We start from the raw sequence: 19,982 nt of genomic DNA, 5'->3' as shown, positions 1-19,982 counted from the left end.
TGAACGCGGGGGCGCTCCGATGTCGCTTCGGCGGGCCTCGTTCCTACGATCTGAGCAATCGTGCGGACCCTCGGAGGCGTTTCATGGCCGACAGGCGCGGAATCGCAGGTATCGGCGGCATCTCGCTGACCCTCGCAGTACTGGCCCCGCTGGCCGCCTGCTCGTCCGGCGGCGGCGAGGCGGTCGGCCCCCACCGGATCGACGCGGCCGTGCTCGTCCATCTCTCGGCCGAGGGCGTGGGCAAGGTCGACCCCTCCAAACCGGTCACGGTGACGTCCGTGCCCGGCAGCCGGCTCACCGACGTCACCGTGACCGGCCCGGACGGCCGGGTGGTGGCCGGTCAGCTCGCCGAGGACCAGCGCAGCTGGCAGACCACCGGCCGGCTGAAGGCCGACACCGACTACTCGGTGCGGATCGCCGCCGACGACGGCAAGGGCGGCCGCGGCGACACCACGGCGGACTTCAGCACCCTCGCCGCCCAGCGCCTGCTCACCGCCAAGCTGGGCCCGGACTCCTCCGGCAGCGGCATCTACGGCGTCGGCCAGCCGCTCACCGTGCAGCTCTCCGAGGCGGTGCAGGACCCGCAGGCCCGCCAGGAGGTCGAGCGCGTCCTGACCGTCAGCTCCCAGCCCGCCGTCACCGGCGCCTGGTACTGGGTGGGCGACAAGGAACTGCACTTCCGCCCGCAGGAGTACTGGCCGGCCGGCACCACCGTCTCGCTGGCCTTCGACGGCACCGGCGTCCGGATCACGGACGGCCTCTACGGCGGCGACCGCAGCACGCTGGGCCTGCGGATCGGCGCACGGGTCGAGACGGTGGTCGACGCGGCCGCCCACCTGCTCACCCTCAGCCGTGACGGCGAGCTGCTCCGGAGCATCCCGGTGACCACCGGCAAGCCCGGCTTCGACACCCGCAACGGCGTCAAGGTGGTGCTCGGCCAGGAGCGGTCCGTCCGGATGAACGGCGAGACGATCGGGATAAAGGCCGGGAGCTCGGAGTTCTACGACCTCAACGTGGAGTGGGCCACCCGGGTCACCTGGAGCGGCGAGTACGTCCACGCGGCGCCCTGGTCGGTCCGCTCGCAGGGCCTGGAGAACGTCAGCCACGGCTGTACCGGCATGAGCACCGAGAACGCCAAGTGGTACTTCCAGAACACCAGGGTGGGGGACCTGGTGACGGTGGTGAACAGCCGCGGGGCCACCATGGAGCCCTTCGGCAACGGCTTCGGGGACTGGAACGTCTCCTGGACGGACTGGATCAAGCACAGCGCCCTCGGACAGCCCGTCAGCACCACCGTGCCGTCCTCCCAGGCCCACGCCTCGGGGATGATCCGCCCGGAGGCCTGAGGGCCCCTGGAGCGCCTTCTCAGGCCTCCTGGTAGGCCAGCCGCAGGGCGGCGTCCACGGCGGCCAGCGCGTCCGCCCGCGGGAGTCCGAGCCGGGTCGCCCGCTCGGCGTACTCGGCGGCGGCCGCGGCGGCCAGCCGGTGCGCGGTGTCGCCGGTGGCCGCGATCAGCGTGCCGCGCCGGCCGTGGGTCTCCACCACGCCGTCCGCCTCCAGTTCCCGGTACGCCCGGGCGACCGTCCCGGCGGCCAGCCCCAGCTCCTCGGCCAGGGCCCGGACGGTGGGCAGCCGCAGCCCGGTCGGCAGTTCGCCGGAACGGGCCCGCTCGGCGATCTGGGCCCGGATCTGCTCGTACGGGGGAGTGGCGGCGGCGGGGTCGACGGACAGCTGCACGGGAGCTCCTGGAGGGTGCGGACGGGGGACGGGAAAGCCCGAGGGCCGCTGACCAGAAGAACTCTGGTCAGCGGCCCTCGGGTGTGACGCTGCGGGGCGTACGGGATCAGTGGTGGCCGTGGCCGCTGGTGATCTCGTGGTGCTCCTCGGAGGTCGGCTTGGGGATCTGGGCGCCGCCGCCGTAGAAGCCGCGGGACAGCTTGGCCCGGGTGCGGCCGATCAGGCCGGCCTTGCCGGCCACGCCGTTCTCGTCCGTCTGGGCCGGCAGCTCGACCGGCTGGACCTGCTCGTGCGCGGTGAGCTTGTACAGGTCCTTCTGCGGCAGCTGGGCGTGCACCTCGACGAACTCGCCGTGCGGCAGGCGCTTGATGACGCCCGTCTCGCGGCCGTGCAGCACCTTCTCCTTGTCCCGGCGCTGGAGGCCGAGGCACCAGCGCTTGGTGATGATGAAGGTGATGACCGGCACCGCGAAGAAGCCGACGCGGACGAAGTAGGTGATCGAGTTGATCGACAGGTGCAGGTGGGTGGCGAACAGGTCGTTGCCACCACCGACCAGCAGCACCAGGTACAGGCTGATCCAGGCGGCGCCGAGCGCGGTGCGGACGGGCGCGTTGCGCGGGCGGTCCAGGATGTGGTGCTCGCGCTTGTCGCCGGTGATCCAGCTCTCGATGAACGGGTAGACCGCGATCGAGACCAGGACCAGCGGGAAGATCATCAGCGGGATGAAGACACCCAGGTTCAGGGTGTGGCCCCACAGGCCGACCTCCCAGCCCGGCATGACGCGGATCAGGCCTTCGGAGAAGCCCATGTACCAGTCGGGCTGGGCGTCCGTGGACACCTGGTCCGGGCGGTACGGGCCGTACGCCCAGATCGGGTTGATCGTGGCGATCGCCGAGATGGCGGCGATCAGACCGAACACCAGGAAGAAGAAGCCACCGGCCTTGGCCATGTAGACCGGCATCAGCGGCATGCCGACGACGTTCTTCTCGGTCTTGCCCGGGCCCGCCCACTGGGTGTGCTTGTGGTAGAAGACCAGGATCAGGTGCGCCACCAGCAGGCCGAGCATGATGCCCGGGATCAGCAGCACGTGGATCGTGAAGAAGCGCGGCACGATGTCGTGGCCGGGGAACTCGCCCCCGAACAGGAACATCTGGATGTAGGTGCCGACCAGCGGGACGGCGAGGATCGCGCCTTCCATGAACCGGATACCGGTACCCGACAGCAGGTCGTCCGGCAGCGAGTAGCCGAAGAAGCCGTCGAACATGCCCAGGATCAGCAGCAGGAAGCCGAAGACCCAGTTGATCTCACGCGGCTTGCGGAACGCGCCGGTGAAGAACACGCGCATCATGTGCACGAGCATCGCGGCCACGAAGACCAGGGCGGCCCAGTGGTGGATCTGCCGGATCAGCAGACCGCCGCGGATCTCGAAGCTGATGTCCACCGTCGAGGCGTACGCCTCGGACATCCCGATGCCCTTGAGCGGCACGTACGAGCCGTTGTAGACGACCTCGGCCATCGACGGCTTGAAGAACAGCGTCAGGTAGACACCGGTCAGGATGATGATGACGAACGTGTAGAGGCAGATCTCGCCCAGCATGAAGGACCAGTGGTCCGGGAAGATCTTGCGCAGGTTGGCCTTGGCGAGGGAGTAGATCCCCACCCGGCCGTCCGTCCAGTCAGCAGCGGCCTCCCACTTGTTGGCGGGCTTGGCGCGCGTGCTGGCGGGCTTGGCGGCACCGGTGGTGCTGCTCGTACTCATCGAGCACGCTCCCAGTAGCTCGGGCCGACGGGCTCGTCGAAGTCGCCGGTGGCGACCAGGTAGCCCTTCTCGTCAGTGATGATCTTCAGCTGCGGCAGCGGGTGGCCGGCCGGGCCGAAGATCACGCGCGCGCCGTCCGCCAGGTCGAAGGTCGACTGGTGGCAGGGGCAGAGCGCGTGGTGGGTCTGCTGCTCGTACAGGCTGATCGGGCAGCCGACGTGGGTGCAGATCTTGGAGTAGGCGAGGATGCCCTCGAAGGCCTTCTCCCGCGACCGGTCGTCCTTGATGTCGTCCGGCGCGATGCGCACCAGCATCAGGGCGTCCTTGGCGATCGCCTGCTGGAAGTCCTCGTCGTGGACGTGCAGACCCTCGGGCATGGCGAAGGTCAGCGAGCCGATGACGATGTCCTCGGCCTTCATCGGCAGGTTGGTGTTCATGTTGATGAGCTGCAGGGGCTTGGCCGGGGTCGCCTCGTTCCAGCCCGTCTCCTTCAGCTTCTTCTCGGGCAGCGGCCCGAGGTCGCGGAGCAGGACCACGCCGGAGAGCGGGACCAGCGCCATGGAGCCGATGAGGGTGTTGCGGATCATCTTGCGGCGGCCGAAGCCGGACTCGGCGGCACCGGTCTTGAACTGCTCGATGACGTCCGCGCGGACCTCGTCGTCAGCCTCGATCGGGTGGCGCTCGGCCGGCAGCTCGACGTCCGACATCAGCGTGCGGGCCCAGTGGACCGCACCCGCGCCGATCATGAACAGCGCGACGCCCAGGGTCAGGCCGAGCGCGAAGTTCAACGCGCTGACATGACCGAGCGGGAAGATGTAGACGATCCTGTCCGGGTCGATGGCCACGTACGAGGCGATGAAGCCGATGGTGGCGAGCATCGAGACCACGAACATCAGCGAGACCTGACGCTCGGCCCGCTGGGCGGCCCGCTCGTCGATGTCGGTGCGGCGGGGCTCGTGGGCCGGAAGGCCCGGGTCGGCGAACGGGTCGCCGTGTGCGGCGACGTCACCGGCGGAGCCGTGTGACTCCGGCAGCTTCTCTTCTGACATGTCGTGGCTCATGACTTCTTGGCCTTGGTGGTGTGGGCGGCGACCCAGATCGCGACCGCGATGAGCGTGCCGAGACCGAAGATCCAGCCGAACAGACCCTCGGTCACCGGACCGAGGCTGCCGAGCGTGAGACCACCGGGGTTGGGCTCATCGGAGGTGGTGTGGCGGACGAAGGCCACGATCTGCTTCTTCTGCTCCTCGGGCATGGTGGTGTCCGGGAACGACGGCATGTTCTGCGGGCCGGTCTGCATGGCCTCGTAGATGTGCTTGGCGTCCACGCCCTCCAGCGACGGGGCGTACTTGCCCTTGGTCAGGGCACCGCCCTGGCCGGCGAAGTTGTGGCACTGGGCGCAGTTGGTGCGGAACAGCTCGCCACCCTTGGAGATGTCATCCGGGTTGGTCGAGGTGTACTGCTCCGGGGTCGGCGTCACCGGGCCGGGGCCGAGCGAAGCGACGAAGGCGGCGAGCTGGTCGATCTCCGCCTGCGAGTAGATGTTCTTCTTGCGCGGCACCTGGGCGCCGGGCTGCTGGGCCGGCATGCGGCCGGTACCGACCTGGAAGTCGACAGAGGCGGAGCCGACGCCGACCAGGCTCGGACCGTCGCTGCTGCCCTGGCCGTTCAGGCCGTGGCACGAGGAGCAGCCCACGGCGAAGAGCTTCTTGCCCTCATCGATCGCGAGCGACTGCGCGGCGACGTCGGCCTGCGCCTTGTCGGCGGGCGCGAACGCGGCGTACAGCCCCCCGGTTGCCGCCAGGGCGAGAAGTAGGACGACCAGCGCCGCCAATGGGTGGCGCCGTCGTGCGGAGAGCTTTTTCACGGAATAACCCCGGTGTCAGGATCTGGTCGACTGGTGGGTGCACCCGGCGGCCGGTCTGGCCGGCACGAGGCTGCCTGTCTAGGGCTGCGCGCGCGGTCGGTCGGTGGGAGCGTCGCCCACCGGCAGAATCGGCCCGACGCCGGTGAGGGCGGGGACCGAAGCCGGTGGCCAGCGACCTGATCAGCTGGTTACTTGATCAGGTAGATGGTCGCGAACAGGCCGATCCACACGACGTCGACGAAGTGCCAGTAGTACGACACGACGATCGCGGCGGTGGCCTGCTCGTGCGTGAAGCGCTTGGCTGCGTACGTCCGTCCCAGGACCAGCAGGAAGGCGATCAGACCACCCGTCACGTGCAGACCGTGGAAGCCGGTGGTCAGGTAGAACACCGTGCCGTACGGGTCGGAGGACAGCGAGAGGCCGTCCTTCTTGACCAGCTCGGTGTACTCGAAGATCTGGCCGCCGATGAAGATCGCGCCCATCACGAAGGTGATGACGAACCACGAGCGGAGCTTCTTCACGTCCCCGCGCTCGGCAGCGAACACGCCGAGCTGGCAGGTCAGCGAGGAGAGCACCAGGATCGTGGTGTTGACCGAGGAGAAGGGCACGTTGAGGGCGTGCGCCTTCTCGGTCCAGAACTCGGCTCCCTTGACGGAGCGGAGCGTGAAGTACATCGCGAAGAGGGCCGCGAAGAACATCAACTCGGAACTGAGCCAGACGATCGTTCCGACGCTGACCATGTTCGGCCGGTTGACCGATCCGTGCGCGTGCCCGGTTTCTACTGCTGTTGCTGTCGCCACGACGGACATTATGTCGGTCCCTTATTCCGTCTTCACGCCGGGGGGTGTCCCTCGGAGTGTCCGGTGCGTGCGGTATGCCCCCCTGAGGGGCGGTGGGGGACCCCAATGGCGGCTGAGCAGCGGCGTGTCCCTTTTCTGACGGTTCCTCGAAGGGGCCCGCGACCCCGTTGCCCAGCGCGTCGTTGCACGCTTGGCGGAGCCTCCGGGGGTAATGCGCGGGCCCCTTATCGGCCGTACGGGTGGTCTGGACGGGTCCGGGTGACGGGCCGTCCTCCGGGCGGGTGAGTCGCAGGCGCGGCGGCTTGAGGAGGAAGGTCCGCGAGGGGGACTCGGCGACGGGTGATCGGGAGTAGCATCCGGATCAGGCGAACGTGGTCCGGATCACACTTGAGGGAGCAGGGCCCATGGCGTACACGACCGACGAGACGCTCACCGTCCTCGTCTACAGCGATGACCGCAACACCCGCGAGCAGGTGCTGACGGCACTCGGCCGCCGGCCCGTCGAGGACCTTCCGGAACTGTCCTACCTGGAGTGCGCGACCACCCCGGCGGTGCTGAAGGCACTGGAGAAGGGCGGCGTGGACCTCTGCATCCTGGACGGCGAGGCGGTGCCGGCCGGCGGGCTCGGGCTCGGCCGCCAGCTCAAGGACGAGATCTACGGCTGCCCGCCGGTACTGGTGCTGATCGGCCGGCCGCAGGACTCCTGGCTGGCCGCCTGGAGCCGGGCCGACGCCGCGATCTCCCGCCCGGTGGACCCGGTGGCGCTGGCCGAGGCGGTGGCCACCCTGCTGCGGGCACGGCTGGCCAAGCGGGCCCCCGTCAGCCGCTGAAGGGTGCCGTCTCACGACTAGAGAAGACGCCGCCGCGGGAACCCGACTGGTCGATAGGCTGACTCCATCCGTACGGACGTCCCCCCGACGCGGGGAACCCGACAACAGCTGGAGTCAGCCATGGTGAACGTGAACCCTGCGAACGGTGGTACCGCACCCGCGCAGGTGGTCCGCACCTGGCCGGACGTCCTGGCGGCGCTGTTGAAGGGGGAGGACCTCGACCGCTCGGCCACCGCGTGGGCGATGGACCGGATCATGAGCGGCGAGGCGTCCCCCGTCCAGGTGGCCGGGTTCATGGTGGCGCTGCGGGCCAAGGGCGAGACGGTCGACGAGATCACCGGCCTGGTGGACGCGATGTACGCGCACGCCGAGCCGCTGGACATCCCCGGCCCGGCCGTGGACATCGTCGGCACCGGCGGGGACCGGGCCAAGACCGTCAACATCTCCACCATGTCGGCGATCGTCGCGGCCGCGGCCGGCGCCAAGGTGGTCAAGCACGGGAACCGGGCCTCCTCCTCGGCCAGCGGCTCCTCGGACGTGCTGGAGAAGCTCGGCGTCCGCCTCGACCTGTCGGCCCGGCGGGTCGCCGAGATCGCCGAGGAGGTCGGGCTGACCTTCTGCTTCGCGGCCAAGTTCCACCCGTCGATGCGGCACGCCGCCACCGCCCGGCGCGACCTCGGAGTGCCGACCGCGTTCAACATCCTCGGCCCGCTGACCAACCCGGCCAAGGTCACCTCGCACGCGATCGGCTGCTTCGACACCCGGCTCGCCGCACTGATCGCCGGCGTGCTCGCCCGGCGCGGCTCGACCGGCCTGGTCTTCCGGGGCGACGACGGCCTGGACGAGCTGACCATCACCACCACCTCACAGGTGTGGATCGTGCGGGACGGGACCGTCACCGAGACCACCTTCGACCCGCGGGACGTCGGCGTCGAGCTGGTCGGCATCGAGGCGCTGCGCGGGGCGGACCCCTCGTACAACGCCGAGGTCGCGCGCCGGCTGCTGGCCGGCGAGCGCGGGGCCGTACGGGACGCCGTCCTGATGAACACGGCGGCGGCGCTGGTCGCGCTCGACCTGGGCGAGGCACCGCTCACCGAACAGCTCGCGGCCGGCATGGCACGGGCGGAGCGGGCCATCGACTCGGGCGCGGCGCAGGAGCTGCTGCGGCGTTGGTCGGAGGCCACCAGCCGGGTGTGAGGCGGTACTTGAGAGCCCGTGCCGCAACGTCGGCGCGGGCTCCTCGACTGTCCGGATGGTGGATGTCTGTTTGACCACTCGCTGGGCGCGACCTAGAGTCTTGGCCAGGTCATGAGTGACAGCGTCAAGCCCCAGCTTGCTGTCCGGCAACCCTCCGTCCGTGGCGGGGTGCCCTGGGTGAGGACCGGGTCGCTCGGCGAATCGTCCGTGCGGCAAGCGCGGACACCCGACGACTTAGCACTCCCGGGGTCCCACACCCCCAGAAGGAGTGCATCCTCATGTCGATCGCCACCGAACTCTGCGCCCCCCTCGCCGTCCTCGGCCACGACGTCCAGGTCCCGCTCGCCAGCGGCGAGAAGGTCGGGTACGCGGCCCTCGACTACGCGGCCAGCTCCCCGGCGCTCCAGCGGGTCTGGGACGACGTCTCCGCCTACGCCCCCTACTACGGCAGCGTGCACCGCGGCGCCGGGTACCTCTCCCAGCTGTCCACCGACCTGTTCGAGCAGAGCCGCCGCACCGTCGCCGAGTTCCTCGACCTGCGCGAGGGCGACCAGGTGGTCTTCACCCGGGCCACCACCGACTCGCTGAACCTGCTCGCCGCGGCCGTCCCGGCCGGGACCCGGGTGTTCGCCTTCGAGACCGAGCACCACGCCTCGCTGCTGCCCTGGGCGCACGCCGGGCTCGACGTCCACTACCTGCGCGCGCCGCGCTCGCACGCCGAGGCGGTCGCCGCCCTGGACGCCGCGCTCGCCGAGGCGCCCGAGGGCCCCAAGCTGCTCTGCGTCACCGGAGCCTCCAACGTGACCGGCGAGCTGTGGCCGGTCGCCGAGCTGACCGGGACCGCGCACCGGCACGGCGCCCGGGTGGTGCTGGACGCCGCCCAGCTGGCCCCGCACCACCGGGTCTCGGTGCGCGAGCTGGACGTCGACTGGATCGCCTTCTCCGGCCACAAGATCTACGCGCCCTTCGGCGCCGGTGTGCTGGCCGGCCGGGCGGACTGGCTGGACGCGGCCGACCCGTACCTGGCCGGCGGCGGGGCGACCCGGACGGTGGCCCGGGAGACCGACGGCTCGGTGGCCGTCCAGTGGCACTCCGGCCCGGCCCGGCACGAGGCCGGCTCGCCGAACGTCATCGGCGCCTATGCGATCGCGTCGGCCTGCCGGGCGCTGAGCGAGGCGGGCTTCGACGCGCTGGAGGCCCGGGAGCGGCAGCTGATCGCCCGGCTGACCGCCGGGCTGGCGGAGATCCCGCAGGTCAAGGTGCTGAACCTGTTCGGCGCCGAGGCGGCCCGGGTGGGCGTGCTGTCCTTCGTCGTCCAGGGCTGGAACAGCTCGCACTTCTCGGCCGCGCTGTCCGCCGAGTACGGCATCGGGGTCCGCGACGGCCTGTTCTGCGCGCACCCGCTGCTGCGCACCCTGCTCGGGGACGAAGAGGTCTCCCCCTCCGAGTGCGGGGCGCCCGAGCCGTCGCTGCCCGGCGAGCGCAGCCTGAACGCGATCCGGGTGAGCTTCGGGGCCGGGACCCCGGACGAGCACGTCGACCGCTTCCTGACCGCCGTCCGCGAGCTGGTCACGGACGGTGCCGCGTGGAACTACCGCAACGAGGGCGGACGCTGCGTCGCCACCGTGCAGGTCGACCGGGGGCGTCGGCAGGGCTGAGGGGCCCGGTCGGCAGGGCTGAGAGGCCTACTCGTCCAGGCCGAGGGCGAAGGCGGCCTCGAGGTCGTGCTGGGAGTAGGTGCGGAAGGCGATCTGGGTCTCGGTGTGGGCCACGCCCGGGACCTTGTTCAGCCGGCCCGGGATGACCGCGGCCAGATCGTCGTGCCTGCGCACCCGGACCATCGCCACCAGGTCGTAGCCACCGGTCACCGAGTACACCTCGCTGACGCCCTCGATGGCCGCGATGGCCTCGGCGATCTCCGGGATGCGGTCGACACTGGTCTTGATCAGGACGATGGCGGTGATCACTGTTCGGGCTCCTTTGTGGGGTGCCGCCAGCGTATCGGGCGTCAGCCGGGTCGTCTCGGGGGGTGGCTGACCACCGTGCAGGCGTAGAGGAAGCCCGCCGAGAAGCCGATCACGTGGACCAGATAGGCCACCCCGGGCCCGGCCGAGTGGACCGACCACCACTGCAGGGCGAACCAGAGGCCGAGCACCAGCCAGGCCGGGAAGCGCAGCGGCAGGAACAGCAGCAGCGGGACGAGCGTTGTCACCCGGGCGCGCGGATGGAAGCGCAGGTAGGCGCCGAGGACGGCGGAGATCGCGCCGGAGGCGCCGATCAGCACCCGGGTGGAGCCCGGGGAGTGCGCCTCGGCGAGGGCGAAGCCGTACGTGGCCAGGCTGCCGGCGGCCAGGTAGAAGAGGGCGAACCGGGCCCGGCCCAGCCGCTGTTCGACGGTGGGGCCGAAGACGTGGAGGAAGAGCAGGTTGCCCAGCAGGTGCAGCCAGCCCGCGTGCACGAAGAGCCCGGTGAGGACGGACAGCGCCGGGTGCTTGCCCGGGGTGGGCGCGGCCGGGCAGCCCGGGGCCGGGTCGGGGGCCTGGGCCAGCTGCTCGGCGGTCAGCGGGCGGCCGGCCAGCACCTCGGCGGGGATGACGCCCCAGCGCTGCTCGTACCGCTGCTCCGCGCAGAGCCGGGACTGGCCGGTGCCGTACAGCGGATTGAGCCCGGCGGCCGGGCCCAGCAGGAACACCAGGGTGTTGACCGCGATCAGGGCGTAGGTGACCGCCGGGGCGGGCACGGACGGGCGTTCGCCCCGCGCGTCGGTGTGCCCGGGGGCCGTCAGTGCCATGCGGCCAAGCATCCCTCCGTGTCGGGCGTGTGACACGGCCTTGTACGGCAGGTGGACTAGCCCGCTCGTTCTCCTGACTGGTGGCCGGGATGGTTGCCTCAGGCAATAGGCTTGGGGCGGGCAATCCCGCCTCCCGCCGCCGACGCCGGGGCCCCGGGGGGAGCGCCTAGCCCACCCAGGGACCACCCGAGAGGACCCCCGATGACCGTCCCCGCCCTGACCGCCGAGACGCGCTGGCGCTGCACCCTGTGCGGAAACCTCACCCGCTTCGACGTGACCCGCACCGCGCGGGTCACCGAGTTCCTGCACTTCGACCTGGCCGGCGAGTCCAAGGTCGAGGAGACCGAGGTGCTGAGCGAGACGATCGAGTCGGTGCGCTGCCGCTGGTGCAACGCCGTGGACCAGGTCGAGCTGGTGGCCCGTCCGGGCGCCGAGAGCGCGGAGGCCTCCGCCGAGCAGGGTTGACGCCCGACGGCGCGGGGGGCGGGTGCGCGGCGCGCCTGCCCGCCGCGCTGGGACAATACAGACAGGACGCACGGAGCGTGACGACAGGGCGGCGGCCGCGGGCCGTGACCCCGTAGGACCAGGATCGGAGCCGAGGACGTGGTGGACGCAGCGAGGGAGCCCGCCGAAGCGCAGGGGCTTCAGCCTGCTGCCGCCGCGCAGGCGCAGGCCGCCGACGCGGCCCCGTCCGGGCCCGCGGCCGTCGGCGAGGCGGCGGGTTCCGATGAGTCGGTGGGCTCCGGCGAGGCGGTGGGTTCCGGCGAGTCGGTGGCGGAGCGTGCTGCCGAGAAGCTGGACCGGCCGCTGCCCGAGGGCGTGCGCCGGCGCGTGGTCGGCCTGGCCTCGGACGCGCTCGGCGGGCTGCCGCCCGGCGAGCTCCCGCAGAGCCTGCGCCAGTACGTCAAGTTCACCCCGGCCCGGCGGGCCAAGTACGCGGCCACGGCGCTGGCCGCGGCGCTGGAGTCGGAGCCGGCGTTCCGGGTGCGGATAGCGGAGCGGCTGAGGCTGGGCCAGCCGGACCTGGTGAAGGCGTTGGAGTCGGGCAGCGTCCCGGGCGCCGCCGATCCGATGGACGTCGCGGCCGCCGCCTACCTGGTGCGGTCGGCCGGCTGGAGCCGGCTGGTGGCCGAGGCCGGGGAGGAGGCCGAGCGGGCCGGCGCCGAGGGCGCGGCCGCCGAGGCCACCCGGCTGGTGGAGAAGCTGCAGGCGGAGCTCGCCGAGCTGCGGTCCGCCGCCCGGGCGGACCTGGAGCGGCAGCGTGCGGAGTCCGAGGACGTCCGCCGGGAGGCCGAGTCGCTGCGCAAGAAGGTGCGCTCGCTGGAGAGCGACACCCGCCGGGCGCAGGCCGAGACCAGGCGGCTGACCGCCGAGCTGGAGGCCGCGAGGGCGCAGGCGGCCGTCGAGCGCGGCGCCGCGGAGTCCGAGGCGCGGCGGCTGCGGCACCGGGTCGGCGAGCTGGAGACGGCGGCCGAGCAGGGCCGCCGGTCGGCCCGGGAGGGCCGCAGCGTCGAGGACATGCGGCTGCGGCTGCTGCTGGACACGGTGCTGCAGTCGGCGCAGGGGCTCCAGCGGGAGCTGGCGCTGCCGGTCTCCCAGATCCGGCCGGGGGACCTGGTGGAGGCGGTGGTGCCGGGGGCGGCCTCGCCGCACGACGTGGCCCGGCGCGGTCTGGCCGACGACGATCCGGCGCTGCTGGACCAGCTGCTGGCGATTCCGCAGGTGCACCTGGTGGTGGACGGCTACAACGTGACCAAGACGGGCTATCCGACGCTGCCGCTGGAGCAGCAGCGGATCCGGCTGCTGGGCGGGCTGGCGATGCTGGCCCAGCGCACGCAGGCGGAGGTCACCTGTGTGTTCGACGGGCAGGACCTGGACGTTCCGGTGATCATGGCGCCACCGCGGGGGGTGCGGGTGCGGTTCAGCCGGACCGGCGAGACCGCGGACGAGCTGATCCGCCGTCTGGTGCGGGCCGAGCCGCAGGGGCGTCCGGTGGTGGTGGTGTCCACCGACCGGGAGGTCGCGGAGGGCGTGCGGAAGGCGGGCGCGCGCCCCGTGGCCTCCGTTCTGCTGCTGAACCGGCTGGCGCGGCCCTGACGGCTGCCGCGACGGAATGACGCCTGGTCAGCGCCCGGTTTGCGGCGGTGTGCACATCCGGTGAAGCCTGCGGGGGAAGTGGAGTTCACGCCTTCGGGGGAGTGGCAAAACCCGTGGATCTTCCCTAGGGTGTGGCGTCAAACCTATTTTCCGGATTCTCACCTGATCGGGTGAGGCCGATGGAAGAAGGAGCAATTCCCTTGGCCTCCCACCGCCGTCCCAAGCAGCCGAGCCGCGCCCGGGTCTCCGTGCTCACCGCTGCCGCGGCGACCGCGGTCGCCCTCTCCGCGCAGGTCGCCGCGCACGCCGCGCCCCAGCCCAGCAAGAGCGACGTCAAGGCGCAGATCGACCAGCTCCAGCAGGACCAGGAGCAGGCGGCGGAGAAGTACAACGGCGCCAAGGAGCGGGCCGACCAGCTCCGCAAGCAGTCCGACCAGCTGCAGGACAAGGTGGCCCGCAGCCAGGACGAGATGACCCAGCTCCAGACCGGCCTGGCCGGCGTGGCGGGCGAGCAGTACCGCACCGGCGGCATCGACCCGTCCGTCCAGCTGATGCTCTCCTCGGACCCGTCCGGCTACCTGGAGAAGGCGTCCAGCGCCCAGCAGGCCAGCGCCAGCGAGTCCGAGGCGCTCAAGGGGCTGCTGGACCAGCAGCGCCGGCTGGACCAGGAGAAGTCCGAGGCCGCCGCCGTCCTGGCCTCGCTCGACTCCACCACCAAGGACCTGAACCAGGCCAAGACGGACGTCAACCAGAAGCTCAAGGCCGCGCAGGACCTGCTGAACTCGCTCAGCGCCTCCGACCGCGCCGCGCTGCGGGCCCAGCAGCAGCAGGACGACCGCGCCTCGCGCGGCAGCGACCGCGCCGACCTCGGCAGCCTCCCGCAGGCCGGCGGCTACGCGGGCGTGGCCGTCGCCAAGGCGATGAGCAAGCAGGGCTCGCCGTACGTGTGGGGCGCCACCGGCTCGACCACCTTCGACTGCTCGGGCCTGATGGTCTGGGCGTACGGCCAGGCCGGCGTCTCGCTGCCGCGTACCTCGCAGGAGCAGGGCAACGTCGGCACCAAGGTCACGCTGGACCAGGCCCAGCCGGGCGACCTGGTCATCTACGGCCCCGACCGGCACCACGTCGGGATGTACATCGGCAACGGCATGGTGGTGCACGCGCCGCACACCGGTGACGTGGTGAAGGTGATGAAGGTCGACGCGATGCCGATCAACACGATCCGCCGGGTCTGACGTCCCGACACGCCCGAAGGGCCCGTCCGGGCCTGTGATCCACGCCACCCTCCGACCGGGGGTGGCGTTCGGGTTTTGTCCGCCGCGCGAGTCCCCGGTGAAGAGTGATCAGCTTTGCGTGCGGCGGTGATCACTATGTGTCATATTCACAAAAGAACTTTGGTCTTCTTCCGTCTTTTTTCTGACAAGGATTTGAACGGATCACGGTTCAGTTACTAGGGTCGTGCCCCGAACCACCGCACTTCCGATCGCCCAGCCAGGGTGACGGCGGTGGTTTCCGTCGAGTTCGTGACGCAGCGGGGCGGGCCCAGTGCCTGCCCGACGGGGAGCCCAGCAGTCGGGGGTGCTGTCGAACGGAGCCGGGGAACCACGTTCCTCCGGGGTGAATCGGCGCCAGGTCGGCCGGTGGAACGGCCGTGAGGCGTCGTAGGGCACGCTTCCGGCCCGAACCCGTCAGCTCACCCGGTAGACGGCGTAGGAAGAAGGAGTCCGCCTTCGTGGCGTCCCATCGTCGTCCCAAGCCCGCCAGTCGCACCCGGGTCTCGATCATGACCGGCTTCGCCGCCGCGGCCGTCGCGCTGTCCGCGCAGTCCGGCGCCCACGCCGACCCGCAGCCGACCAAGGACCAGGTCAAGGAGCAGGTCGACCAGCTCAACGAGCAGGCCGAGGTCGCGACCGAGAAGCTCAACGCCGCCCAGGAGAAGCAGCAGCAGCTGCAGAAGCAGGTCACCGACCTCCAGGACCAGGTGGCGCGGCAGCAGGGGCAGGTGACCGACCTTCAGGGCGGCCTGGCCGAGATCGCCGGCGAGCAGTACCGCAACGGCGGCATATCGCAGACCGTCCAGCTGATGTTCTCCGCCAGCCCGGACACCTTCCTGAGCCAGGCCGACACGCTGAACCAGGCCGGCGGCACCCAGAAGGGCCAGCTCAAGCAGCTCCAGGACGAGCAGCGCAAGCTCGACCAGGTGCGCTCCGAGGCCCAGGGCAAGCTCGCCGAGATGGAGACCACCACCCAGCAGCTGAAGAGCGCCAAGGACGAGGTCCAGGGCAAGCTCAAGGCCGCGCAGGACCTCTTCAACACCCTGTCCGAGCAGGAGCGCCAGGCGATCCGCGCGGCCGAGGAGAAGGCCGCCGCCGAGGCCAAGGCGAAGGCCGACGCCGCCGCGAAGGCCGCCCAGCAGCAGGCGGCGGCCCAGCAGGCCGCCGACCGCTCCTCCCGCGACAACAGCCGCACCGACCTGAGCGCGTCGCAGGCCCCCGCCGCGCCGGTCACCAAGCCGAGCGCCGGCAGCTCGCGCGGCGCCGCGGCGCTGTCCATCGCCGCCTCCAAGATCGGCAGCCCGTACGTCTACGGCGCCTCCGGCCCCGGCTCCTTCGACTGCTCGGGCCTGATGGTCTGGGCGTTCAACCAGGTCGACGTGGCGCTGCCGCGTACCTCGCAGGAGCAGGCCCACGCCGGTACCCGGATCGGCACCGACCTCTCCCAGGCCCAGCCCGGCGACCTGCTGATCTTCTACGGGGACGCCCACCACGTCGGCATCTACGCCGGCAACGGCCAGGTGCTGCACGCGCCCAAGCCCGGCGCGTCGGTCCGCTACGAGGCGGTCGGCAACATGCCGCTGACCTCCATCGTGCGGGTCTGATCCCCGCGCAGGCCCTCCCAGGCCCGGCCTTCCACCACGGAAGGCCGGGCCTGCGGCTTTTCCGGCGCCTCGGACTGATGTCCGATTGCGGGTCAAATATTCGGGTTGGCAGGGGTTTGGACTCGGTTGCCCGGACTCGCTAACGTCTGCCACCGGACTCCGCTTCCAGGGCCGCCCGCGTTGGTGCGGCGGCGGGGCCCCACCGCCGGATCGGAGCCGCTGCCGCCATGCCCGTGCACCGTCGTCCCCAACTGCTCGCCCGTGCGCTGGTGCTGACCGCGGCCGCCACCACCGCCCTGGGCGTGACGGCGGGCGGCAGCGCCCAGGCCGCCCCCGCCGCGCCGGACACGCCCACCCGCAAGGACGTCAAGGCGCAGGTGGAACAGCTCTACGGTGAGGCCGAGCAGGCGTCCGAGAAGTACAACGCCGCCCTGGAGACGCAGCAGCGCCTCCAGGGCGAGACGACCGTCCTCCAGGGCGAGATCGCCGTCGCCCAGGACCAGCTCAACCAGTTGCGCGGCGACCTCGCCACCGTGGCCGGCGCCGAGTACCGCGGCGGCGGCATGGCCCAGACCGTCCAGCTGATGCTCTCCACCGACCCGGAGGGCTACCTGTCCCGGGCCCGCACCCTCGACCAGGCCGCCGAGCGGCAGCAGGAGACCCTGCACGAACTGGCCACCCGCCAGCGCCGGCTCGACCAGCGCCGCACCGAGACCGCCGGCAAGCTCGCCGAACTCGACCAGGCCCGCCGCTCGCTCGCCGACAGCAAGCAGCAGATCCAGCAGCGGCTCACCAAGGCCCAGCGGCTGCTGAACAGCCTGGGCGTCGCCGAGCGGGCCCGGATGGCCGCCCAGGACGCCCAGGAGGCCGAGCAGCGCGCCACCCGGGGCACCGACCGGCTGGACCTCGGCACGGCCCCGCCCGCCTCCGAGCGCGGGGCGGCCGCGCTGGCCGCCGCGGTGCGGATGATCGGCTCGCCCTACCTCTACGGATCCACCGGGCCCCGCGCCTTCGACTGCTCCGGTCTGATGTACTACAGCTGGCGGCAGGCCGGAGTGACCCTGCCGCGCACCTCGCAGGCCCAGGCGTACGCCGGGCAGCGGGTCAGCCTCTCCGAAGCGCGGCCGGGAGACCTGGTGATCTTCTACCGGGACATGCACCACGTCGGGATGTACGCCGGCGGCGGGGTGATCGTGCACGCCCCCTACCCGGGCGCCAGGGTCCGCTACGAGAGCGTCAACGCGATGCCGGTCGCGGGGGTGGTCCGGCTCTGAGCCCGGCACCGTCCGACCCCGACGCCCCCCACCCGATAGACAGGGCCCGCCGGACGCTGTCCCGGCGTGGTGCGCTGCTGCTCGCGGTCGGCGGGCTGGCCCAGCTGTCGCTGCCGCCGGCCGCCCCGGCGGCCCCCTCGGCGGCCGGGCGGGCGGCGGACCGGTGGGCGGCGGACCGGCGGGCCGAGGTGGCCGCACTGCTGGACGCGCGGGCCCGGGCGCTGCCCTCCTGGTCCGGACCGGCGGCGATCGAGGCCGGCTACCGCAACCTGGTGCTCGGCGTGGATGCCGGGCCGGAGCGGCTCACGGCCGCCGCCGACCTGGCGGTCCGGATCACCGGGTACGACGACTACCCGGTGGTGTACCCGCGCCGGATCGACCTGGTCCGGGCCGGCGGCTGGCGGGTCGACCGGGAGGAGAGCGCGAGCGGGCCCCCGGCGCTCTGGGACCTCGGCTCCGCCCGGTCCGCGGCGGGCGCGCACTGCCTGGTGCTGGGCCTGGCCGACGGGCCCGACCCGGCCGGCCTGGTCGCGGTGGCCGACCGGGCCGTGCCCGCCGTGAGCGAGGTCTGGGGCACCGGCTGGGCGGGCCGCCTGCTGCTCGAAGTGCCCGCCACCGCCGAGCAGTTCGCCCGGCTGCTGGAGGTCGACCCGGCGGGCTGGACGGGCATGGCGGCGGTCACCTCGGCCGCCGCCGGCGCGCCCTGGCACACCCCCGCCGACCGGGTGCTGGTCAACCCCGGGACGTTCGGGCGGCTCAGCGACTTCGGCCGGCAGGTGGTCGTCACCCACGAGGCCACCCACGTCGCGACCAGGGCCGACACCCGGGCCTGGACACCGCTCTGGCTCTCCGAGGGCGTCGCCGACTGGACCGCCTACCGGGGCTCCGGCCGGCGCCCGCAGCAGATCGCCCCCGAGCTGGCCCGGGACGTCGCCGCCGGCCGGCTGCCCGCCGCGCTGCCCGCCGACCGGGACTTCACCGCGGGCGCCGACGGCATCGCGCAGGCGTACGAGCAGGCCTGGCTCGCCTGCGAGCTGATCGCCCGGCGCTACGGGCCCGAGCGGCTCGTGGCGTTCTACCGGGCGGTCGGCGCGGCCGACGGGCAGGGGGAGGACCGGGACCACCGGCTCGACCGGCTGCTCCGGGCCGGACCGGGCGTCGGCCTGGCCGAGTTCACCCGGCTCTGGCTGGCCGAGGTGGCCGCGCTGCGCGATTGACGGTGCGCGCCGTTCAGCGCCGCTGCCTGGCCGGGGTACCGGGCCGCTGCCTGGCCGGGGCGCCGGGCCGGTCGATGCCGTCCAGCAGGTCCTGCTCGTAGGCGATGCCGGGGCGCACCGGGTAGGCGCCGGCGGGCACCGCCTCGGGCTTGGCCAGCACCACCGTCGCCGGGAGCTGTGCCGGGCCGCGGGTGGCGCGCCAGAGCCGGATGCAGGAGAGCACGGTGGCGGCCAGCAGCAGCAGGTTGCGCAGGCTGAGCACGGTGACGCCCCAGGGCTCGCTGGCGAGGATCCGGCTGAACATCAGCGGGAACTCGGCCAGCGTCAGCGGGCAGGCGAGCAGGATCAGCAGGGCCACCGGCCGCTGGCTGCTGCCGCGCACGGTCAGGCAGACCGCGGCGACGCCGATCAGCCAGACCAGGTACTGCGGGCTGATCACCCGGCTGGTGACGGTGAAGATGAGCAGCGCGCTGAGCGCCGCGTCGTACATGGTGGCCGCGTTGCGGCGCTTGGCGGTGAAGCGCCAGAGCAGCAGCCAGGCGAAGCCCAGCACGGTGCCGGCCATCATCACCTTGCTGATCACGGGGACCCACGGCCCGAGCATCTCCGGGGAGCCGTAGTTCATGGTGACCTTGCCGTCCCAGGCGTCCGCGAGCCGGGCGAAGTGCAGCGGCAGCGCGCCGAGCGACTCCACCTCGATGCCGCGTTCCTTCTGGAAGGCGAGGAAGCCGAAGGCGCCGTTCATCCCGGCCGCGAGCAGGAAGCCCACCGAGACGGCGGTGGCTGCGGCCAGCGTCCAGGCGCGGCGGGTGCGGCGGCCGGAGGGGGTGCCGATCAGGGCGAGCAGCGGCCAGATCTTGATGATCCCGCCCAGGCCGAGCAGCATCCCGCCGATCGCGGGGCGGCGGATCAGCGCCAGCAGGCCGGCCAGGGCGATCGCGGTGACGATGATGTCCAGCCGGTTGTAGACCATCGGGCCGAGCAGCGGCACGGCCACCACCCACATCCAGGCGCCGGTCAGTGCCCGGCCGCGGCGCAGCCCGGTGCGGACCAGCAGGGCGGTGGCGGCGATGTCGGCGATCCCGCAGATCACCCAGAAGGAGACCAGGTACGACCAGGGCAGCAGGCCCGGCAGCAGGATCACCAGGGCCGCGCCGGGCGGGTACTGCCAGGTCACGTCGTCGAACGGGAAGGTGCCGGTCTGCAGGACGCCGTACCAGGCGTGGTAGATCATCCAGACATCGGCGGTGATGTCCCCGCCGAGCCCCTTGACCACGCCGGTCATCAGCAGCACCAGCACCGTCCGGGTGGCCAGCCAGGTGGCGCCGAGTGCGGCGAGCGCCCCGAACGGGCGGCCGGGGGCACGGGCCGGCTCCTGCCGGGCGGCCGGCGTCGGGCCGGGGCCGGCGGCGCCGCTGGGTGTACCGGACTCGGTGGCCGGGGCCAACTCCACTGCGCTCCCTCGTTCGTCTCGGACGTCCCACCGGAGGCGCCGCGCGACGGACGCCCGGGCGGTCGGAGGGGCGGGCACGGCA

Annotated in this window: 18 protein-coding genes and 2 riboswitches; of the genes, 10 read left to right on the top strand and 8 right to left on the bottom strand. The window is 72.2% G+C overall.

Annotated features, from left to right (window positions below; translation table 11 throughout):
- The first annotated feature begins 83 nt into the window (after window positions 1–83).
- A complete protein-coding gene (locus tag AB0R04_RS35315; RefSeq protein WP_363377779.1) occupies window positions 84–1,346 on the top strand; it encodes an Ig-like domain-containing protein in 1,263 nt (420 codons plus the stop codon).
- Between the two features lie 19 nt (window positions 1,347–1,365).
- Here AB0R04_RS35315 and AB0R04_RS35310 read toward each other — a convergent pair whose 3' ends face one another.
- The 5 genes from AB0R04_RS35310 to AB0R04_RS35290 form a co-directional block, all read right to left on the bottom strand.
- Entirely contained in the window at window positions 1,366–1,737 is a 372-nt protein-coding gene (locus AB0R04_RS35310; protein ID WP_063347288.1) for a GntR family transcriptional regulator, read from the bottom strand.
- Between the two features lie 106 nt (window positions 1,738–1,843).
- Complete coding sequence (locus tag AB0R04_RS35305; protein ID WP_363377776.1) at window positions 1,844–3,496, bottom strand: ubiquinol-cytochrome c reductase cytochrome b subunit; 1,653 nt, start codon at window positions 3,494–3,496, stop codon at window positions 1,844–1,846.
- A complete protein-coding gene (locus AB0R04_RS35300) occupies window positions 3,493–4,545 on the bottom strand; it encodes a Rieske 2Fe-2S domain-containing protein (RefSeq protein WP_363377775.1) in 1,053 nt (350 codons plus the stop codon). The genes AB0R04_RS35305 and AB0R04_RS35300 overlap by 4 nt, the downstream gene beginning before the upstream one ends.
- Before the next feature lie 8 nt (window positions 4,546–4,553).
- Entirely contained in the window at window positions 4,554–5,363 is an 810-nt protein-coding gene (locus AB0R04_RS35295) for a c-type cytochrome (protein WP_063347285.1), read from the bottom strand.
- 188 nt (window positions 5,364–5,551) lie between these two features.
- Complete coding sequence (locus AB0R04_RS35290; protein ID WP_063347284.1) at window positions 5,552–6,172, bottom strand: heme-copper oxidase subunit III; 621 nt, start codon at window positions 6,170–6,172, stop codon at window positions 5,552–5,554.
- A gap of 395 nt (window positions 6,173–6,567) precedes the next feature.
- On the opposite strand from AB0R04_RS35290, the gene AB0R04_RS35285 reads away from it, so the two are divergent.
- The 3 genes from AB0R04_RS35285 to AB0R04_RS35275 all read left to right on the top strand — a co-directional run bounded on the left by AB0R04_RS35285 (window position 6,568) and on the right by AB0R04_RS35275 (window position 9,848).
- Window positions 6,568–6,993 carry a hypothetical protein gene (locus AB0R04_RS35285; RefSeq protein ID WP_350886353.1) on the top strand — a complete coding sequence of 142 codons (426 nt, stop codon included), beginning with the start codon at window positions 6,568–6,570 and terminating at the stop codon, window positions 6,991–6,993.
- A 120-nt stretch (window positions 6,994–7,113) separates the two neighbouring features.
- Window positions 7,114–8,190 carry an anthranilate phosphoribosyltransferase gene (trpD, locus tag AB0R04_RS35280; protein WP_107452844.1) on the top strand — a complete coding sequence of 359 codons (1,077 nt, stop codon included), beginning with the start codon at window positions 7,114–7,116 and terminating at the stop codon, window positions 8,188–8,190.
- Window positions 8,191–8,297: 107 nt separating this feature from the next.
- Window positions 8,298–8,415: riboswitch (SAM riboswitch) on the top strand.
- 53 nt (window positions 8,416–8,468) lie between these two features.
- Window positions 8,469–9,848, top strand: a complete 1,380-nt coding sequence (locus AB0R04_RS35275) for an aminotransferase class V-fold PLP-dependent enzyme (RefSeq protein WP_363377772.1) — start codon at window positions 8,469–8,471, stop codon at window positions 9,846–9,848.
- A 27-nt stretch (window positions 9,849–9,875) separates the two neighbouring features.
- Here AB0R04_RS35275 and AB0R04_RS35270 read toward each other — a convergent pair whose 3' ends face one another.
- The gene (locus tag AB0R04_RS35270; RefSeq protein WP_063347281.1) at window positions 9,876–10,157 is read right to left on the bottom strand and encodes an Lrp/AsnC ligand binding domain-containing protein; all 282 of its coding nucleotides are present in this window, start codon (window positions 10,155–10,157) and stop codon (window positions 9,876–9,878) included.
- A 41-nt stretch (window positions 10,158–10,198) separates the two neighbouring features.
- The gene (locus tag AB0R04_RS35265; protein WP_363377771.1) at window positions 10,199–10,981 is read right to left on the bottom strand and encodes a rhomboid family intramembrane serine protease; all 783 of its coding nucleotides are present in this window, start codon (window positions 10,979–10,981) and stop codon (window positions 10,199–10,201) included.
- 201 nt (window positions 10,982–11,182) lie between these two features.
- Between AB0R04_RS35265 and AB0R04_RS35260 the strand changes: the two genes are divergently transcribed.
- From AB0R04_RS35260 to AB0R04_RS35235, 6 genes are all read left to right on the top strand, one after another.
- On the top strand, window positions 11,183–11,446 hold the full coding sequence (locus AB0R04_RS35260; RefSeq protein ID WP_063347279.1) for a hypothetical protein: 264 nt from the start codon (window positions 11,183–11,185) through the stop codon (window positions 11,444–11,446).
- 270 nt (window positions 11,447–11,716) lie between these two features.
- Window positions 11,717–13,078 (top strand): NYN domain-containing protein, encoded by a 1,362-nt coding sequence (locus AB0R04_RS35255; RefSeq protein WP_363377791.1) that lies wholly within the window; start codon window positions 11,717–11,719, stop codon window positions 13,076–13,078.
- 200 nt (window positions 13,079–13,278) lie between these two features.
- Window positions 13,279–14,313: an NlpC/P60 family protein gene (locus AB0R04_RS35250; protein WP_063347278.1), complete on the top strand. Its 1,035-nt coding sequence runs from the start codon at window positions 13,279–13,281 to the stop codon at window positions 14,311–14,313.
- Between the two features lie 337 nt (window positions 14,314–14,650).
- A riboswitch (cyclic di-AMP (ydaO/yuaA leader) is annotated at window positions 14,651–14,800 on the top strand.
- Between the two features lie 10 nt (window positions 14,801–14,810).
- Window positions 14,811–15,956 (top strand): NlpC/P60 family protein, encoded by a 1,146-nt coding sequence (locus tag AB0R04_RS35245; RefSeq protein ID WP_063347277.1) that lies wholly within the window; start codon window positions 14,811–14,813, stop codon window positions 15,954–15,956.
- A 227-nt stretch (window positions 15,957–16,183) separates the two neighbouring features.
- A complete protein-coding gene (locus AB0R04_RS35240; protein WP_363377768.1) occupies window positions 16,184–17,230 on the top strand; it encodes an NlpC/P60 family protein in 1,047 nt (348 codons plus the stop codon).
- A 188-nt stretch (window positions 17,231–17,418) separates the two neighbouring features.
- Window positions 17,419–18,447, top strand: coding sequence for a hypothetical protein (locus AB0R04_RS35235; protein ID WP_363377766.1), 1,029 nt, complete (start codon window positions 17,419–17,421; stop codon window positions 18,445–18,447).
- Window positions 18,448–18,460: 13 nt separating this feature from the next.
- On the opposite strand, the gene AB0R04_RS35230 is transcribed toward AB0R04_RS35235, so the two are convergent.
- Entirely contained in the window at window positions 18,461–19,900 is a 1,440-nt protein-coding gene (locus AB0R04_RS35230) for a glycosyltransferase 87 family protein (protein ID WP_363377764.1), read from the bottom strand.
- Window positions 19,901–19,982: the final 82 nt, after the last annotated feature.

It is taken from the genome of Kitasatospora sp. NPDC056731, from assembly GCF_040687675.1.
Lineage (GTDB): Bacteria > Actinomycetota > Actinomycetes > Streptomycetales > Streptomycetaceae > Kitasatospora.
The sequence above is the reverse complement of the archived record's forward strand: the minus strand, read 5'-3'. Positions and strand labels throughout refer to the sequence as shown.

Coding starts and splice junctions, on each gene's coding strand:
- AB0R04_RS35315 (WP_363377779.1), top strand. CDS start 84: ATGGCCGACAGGCGCGGAATCGCAGGTATCGGCGGCATCTCGCTGACC.
- AB0R04_RS35305 (WP_363377776.1), bottom strand. CDS start 3,496: ATGAGTACGAGCAGCACCACCGGTGCCGCCAAGCCCGCCAGCACGCGC.
- AB0R04_RS35300 (WP_363377775.1), bottom strand. CDS start 4,545: ATGTCAGAAGAGAAGCTGCCGGAGTCACACGGCTCCGCCGGTGACGTC.
- AB0R04_RS35290 (WP_063347284.1), bottom strand. CDS start 6,172: ATGTCCGTCGTGGCGACAGCAACAGCAGTAGAAACCGGGCACGCGCAC.
- AB0R04_RS35285 (WP_350886353.1), top strand. CDS start 6,568: ATGGCGTACACGACCGACGAGACGCTCACCGTCCTCGTCTACAGCGAT.
- trpD (WP_107452844.1), top strand. CDS start 7,114: ATGGTGAACGTGAACCCTGCGAACGGTGGTACCGCACCCGCGCAGGTG.
- AB0R04_RS35275 (WP_363377772.1), top strand. CDS start 8,469: ATGTCGATCGCCACCGAACTCTGCGCCCCCCTCGCCGTCCTCGGCCAC.
- AB0R04_RS35265 (WP_363377771.1), bottom strand. CDS start 10,981: ATGGCACTGACGGCCCCCGGGCACACCGACGCGCGGGGCGAACGCCCG.
- AB0R04_RS35260 (WP_063347279.1), top strand. CDS start 11,183: ATGACCGTCCCCGCCCTGACCGCCGAGACGCGCTGGCGCTGCACCCTG.
- AB0R04_RS35240 (WP_363377768.1), top strand. CDS start 16,184: ATGCCCGTGCACCGTCGTCCCCAACTGCTCGCCCGTGCGCTGGTGCTG.